This is a genomic window from Arthrobacter sp. 2YAF22_2, assembly GCF_052114645.1.
In the GTDB taxonomy this organism is placed as follows: Bacteria; Actinomycetota; Actinomycetes; order Actinomycetales; family Micrococcaceae; genus Arthrobacter.
This window is the reverse complement of sequence record NZ_JBFRFD010000344.1, coordinates 1-4,028: the sequence shown is the minus strand read 5'-3', so window position 1 is coordinate 4,028 and position 4,028 is coordinate 1. Positions and strand designations below refer to the sequence as shown.

Here is a 4,028-nt window from a genome sequence, read left to right as displayed (position 1 = left end):
CTCGTGAGCAGGCAGTACGTCGCGATCGCGTAACAACCGTGAAGCGAGCCCGGCGCATCAATGTAGCGGGACTAAAGAAAACTTTTGTTGTTCGGGAGGCTTCCTAAACAGTCCTGCGCCGCCGGTGCCCCGGAACGGTTCGGCAGACCCGGGCCGCGGGCGTGCTGCGGCCGTCCACGCCGCCACATCACGGTTGGGTTGCGGCCGRAGCCGGACGGGAACTTCCCGCGCCCGCCGGGCGTGGGAATTGGTAGCGTGAAGTGTACGGATCTTCACCACCGATCATCACCTACCCCCTTAATTTGGAGGACACCAGCAATGGCACTTGGCGGAAACCCGATCTTCAACGGAAAGAGCTTCCGTGGGGCCACCCAGGCCCCGCAAGCCCCGTACGGACAGGGATACGGCCAGCCGCAGTACGCCCAGGCCCAGACCGGCTGGAACCCGGCACAGCAGGCCATGAGCAACGACCAGCTGAAGGACCTGTACAACCGCCCGGCTGCCGGGCCGGCCGACACCGGCCGCATGACCTTCGACGACGTCATTATGAAGACCGCGGCCTGCCTCGTTGCCGTAATCGCGGGCGCAGCCGTCACCCTCACTGTGGCGCAGGGCCTGGCCTCGATGCTGATGATCGTCGGCGCGCTGGGTGGTTTCGTGCTGGCCATGGTGAACACCTTCAAGAAGCAGCCGTCGCCGGCGCTGATTCTGGCCTACGCCGCCCTTGAGGGACTGTTCCTGGGCGGCCTCACCCGGATCCTCGACGGGATGTTCCCGGGCGTCGGACTGCAGGCCGTCATCGGGACGCTCTCCGTCTTCGCCGTGACCCTGGTCCTGTTCAAAAGCGGCAAGGTCCGGGCCACGCCCAAGGCCATGCGCTTCTTCATGATCGCGATCATCGGCTACGCCGTCTTCGCGGTCGTCAACATGGTCATGATGTGGACCGGCGCCGTGCAGTCCCCGTTCGGCCTGCGCTCCAGCGTCGAAATCTTCGGCATCCCGCTGGGCGTCTTCATCGGCCTGCTCGCGATCGGCCTGGCTGCCTTCTCTCTGATCCTGGACTTCACCAGCATTGAAGCCGGCGTCCGCAGCGGTGCCCCGCAGCGCTTCTCCTGGACGGCGGCGTTCGGCCTCACGGTCACCCTCGTCTGGCTTTACGTCGAGATCATCCGTCTGCTGGCCATCCTCCGCGGCGACGACTGACGGCCGCAGGGCACCAGTAAACCCGAAGCGGGTCCCGCCGATGGCGGGGCCCGTTTTTGCGTTGCCGGGGTCGTTCAGGCCAACCGCAGGGCGCCCGCCGCCGGGCGCACCGGAAAGATGTCCGGCGCGGCATACCCGGCCTGAGTGAAGGCGCGTCCGACGGCGTCCCGCACTGCGCGCTCCGCGTCCGCCGGGGTGAGTGCGATCGCGGACCCGCCGAAGCCGCCGCCGGTCATCCGGGCGCCGAGGGCGCCCGCGTGGCGGGCCGTCTCCACGGCAAGGTCCAGCTCGGGGCAGGAGATCTCGAAATCGTCGCGCATCGAGGCATGGGAGTCGTCCAGCAGCGCGCCGATCGCGCGCGGGCCGCTGGCCTCGAGCAGCTCGACTGTCCGCAGCACGCGGTCGTTTTCGGTGACGACATGACGGACGCGGCGGAACGTTTCCGCGTCCAGCAGACCGGAGGCTTCCTCGAGGTCCGAGAGTCCGACGTCGCGCAGCGCTCGGACGCCAAGCACTTCGGCGCCGAGCTCGCAGGACGCACGACGGGCAGCGTAGCCCCCGCTGGCGTGCGAGTGCGAGACCTTGGTGTCAATCACCAGCAGCACCAAGCCGGCGGCTTCGGCGTCGAACGGCACCAGCCGGACGGCCTGGTCACGGCAGTCGAGGAAGACGGCCCGGCCCGCAGCGCCCCGGAGCGAGGCCGACTGATCCATGATCCCGGTGGGGGCACCGACGAAGTCGTTTTCCGCGCGCTGGGTGGCCAGGACCATGTCCTGCGCGCTGAGTCCTGCGCGGGTCAGGTCGTTGACGGCCACAATGACGGCGCATTCGATGGCGTGCGAGGAGGAGAGGCCCGCCCCGCGCGGCACATCCGAGTCGAGCAGCAGGTCCAGGCCGGGAACGGCGAGGCCGCGCTGTTCCAACGCCCAGAGCACGCCCAACGGATACTTCGTCCAGCCCCTGGCCCTGGCGGGGTCCAAGGCACCGGTGTCCGCGTGTGTCAGGCCCTGGTTTCCGAAGGTGGACAGCATCCGCACGGTGGAGTCCGGCCGGACCCGGACCGCCACCCGGGCGGTGCGGTCGATGGCGAACGGCAGCACATAGCCCTCGTTATAGTCCGTATGCTCGCCGATCAGGTTGACCCGGCCGGGGGCCTGCCACAGGCCGTCGGGGGCCGCCCCGAAGACGGACGCGAACCGCGAGCGGAGTTCACCGATGCCCGCCGGGACACTCATGCGATGCTCCTTTGCGCTCGGGCCGCGGGGGCCGGTGAGGCTGCTGACGTTCCGGCGGCTGCGGTGCGGAGCCGGGCCGCCACGGCCTCCGGTGTGGTGTCGTTGATAAAAGCCCCCATCGCCGCCTCCGAGCCGGCCAGGTATTTGAGCTTGTCCGCGGCGCGGCGCGGAGAGCTCAGCTGCAGGTGCAGGTAGCCGGCCGGCCGGAGCAGCCCGTCCAGCGGCGCCTGCTGCCAGGCGGCGATGTAGGGCGTGGGGGTTGGGTAGAGGGCATCGAGGCGCCGGAGCAGGTCCAGGTACAGCGGCGCGAGTTCGTCCCTCTCCGCGCCGCTGAGTGCCGCCAGGTCGGGGACCTGCCGGTGTGGAACCAGGTGCACCTCCAGCGGCCAGCGGGCCGCGAAGGGCACGTAGGCGCTAAAGTGCCGGCCCTCGAGCACCATCCGGCTGCCGTCAGACCGTTCGGCGCGCAGCAGCGAGCCGGTCAGCGTGTCCCGGCCGCCGGCGTCGTCGTAGTATTTCCGGGCAGCGGCGGCCAGCACGGCGGCCCGCGGCGGCAGGTACGGGTAGGCGTAGATCTGGCCGTGCGGGTGGTGCAGGGTGACGCCGATTTCCGCGCCCCGGTTCTCGAACGGGAAGACCTGGCGGATCCCGGGCAGGGCGCTGAGCGCCTCGGTGCGGGCAGCCCAGGCCTCCACCACGGTGCGGGCGCGGGCCTCACCGAGGGTGCTGAAGGAGCCGGTGTGCTGTGGCGTGAAGGAGACCACCTCGCAGCGCCCGTACGCGGGCACCCCGGTGCCCCACGCCGGCCGCTCAGGGAGCCGCCCGACGTCGGGCCCCAGGGAGGGGAAACGGTTTTCAAACACGACGACGTCGTAGTCCGTCGCCGGGATTTCCGAGGGATTGTCCGGGGTGCTGGGGCACAGCGGGCACTCGTCCGCGGGCGGAAGATGCGTCCGGAACTGCCGGTGCGCGGCAATGGCCACCCACTCGCCGGTGAGGGCATCGAAGCGCAGTTCGCCGGCGGGCGCCCGTTCGCCGAGCGCACGACGGTCCGCGAACGACCCCGGTCCAGCCCGCCGCGGTCCGGCGTCGCCGCCCTCGGCGCGCGCATCATCAAAGTAATAGAGCTCCCTGCCGTCGGCGAGGGTGCCTTGGGTGATGCTGTTGGCGCGCATCCCATCATTCGATCAGACTTCGGGAACTTCCGGCAAAGCCCCGCCGTGTACGGGCGGACCCGCGTTGGGTACCGTGGTGCCCATGGACTCCCCAGCTTCCCCCTCCGCCGCAAGCCAGTCCGCCGCAAGCCCGTCCGCCGCAGGCGGCCGGGACACCTCCGCCCGGCGCTTCGCGACCGGCCGGCAGTATGAGCTGCGCCGGGGCGATGCCCTGGCCGTCATCACGGAGCTCGCAGCGGGCCTGAGGCTATACAGCCGCGCGGGCGTCCAGCTGACGGAGAGCTACGGCGACGCCGAGATCCCCCCGGGCGCTACCGGAATCACCCTGGCGCCGTGGTCGAACCGGGTGGAGGACGGCGTCTGGTACCTGAACGGCAAGAAGCAGCAGCTGGACGTCACCGAGGTAGCACGCAAC

3 protein-coding genes and 1 pseudogene are annotated in these 4,028 nt (G+C 70.1%); 2 read left to right on the top strand and 2 right to left on the bottom strand.

Features of this window, described 5'->3' with window-relative positions:
- Positions 1-318: 318 nt before the first annotated feature.
- A complete protein-coding gene (locus AB4Y86_RS13640; RefSeq protein ID WP_441402751.1) occupies positions 319-1,203 on the top strand; it encodes a Bax inhibitor-1/YccA family protein in 885 nt (294 codons plus the stop codon).
- A gap of 74 nt (positions 1,204-1,277) precedes the next feature.
- Here the strand turns inward: AB4Y86_RS13640 and galK are convergent, their stop codons facing one another.
- Positions 1,278-2,438 carry a galactokinase gene (gene galK, locus AB4Y86_RS13635; RefSeq protein ID WP_441402750.1) on the bottom strand — a complete coding sequence of 387 codons (1,161 nt, stop codon included), beginning with the start codon at positions 2,436-2,438 and terminating at the stop codon, positions 1,278-1,280.
- On the bottom strand, positions 2,435-3,613 hold the full coding sequence (gene galT, locus AB4Y86_RS13630; RefSeq protein ID WP_441402749.1) for a galactose-1-phosphate uridylyltransferase: 1,179 nt from the start codon (positions 3,611-3,613) through the stop codon (positions 2,435-2,437). The genes galK and galT overlap by 4 nt, the downstream gene beginning before the upstream one ends.
- Before the next feature lie 82 nt (positions 3,614-3,695).
- On the opposite strand from galT, the pseudogene AB4Y86_RS13625 reads away from it, so the two are divergent.
- Positions 3,696-4,028, top strand: a pseudogene (locus AB4Y86_RS13625) (aldose epimerase); the annotation flags it as partial.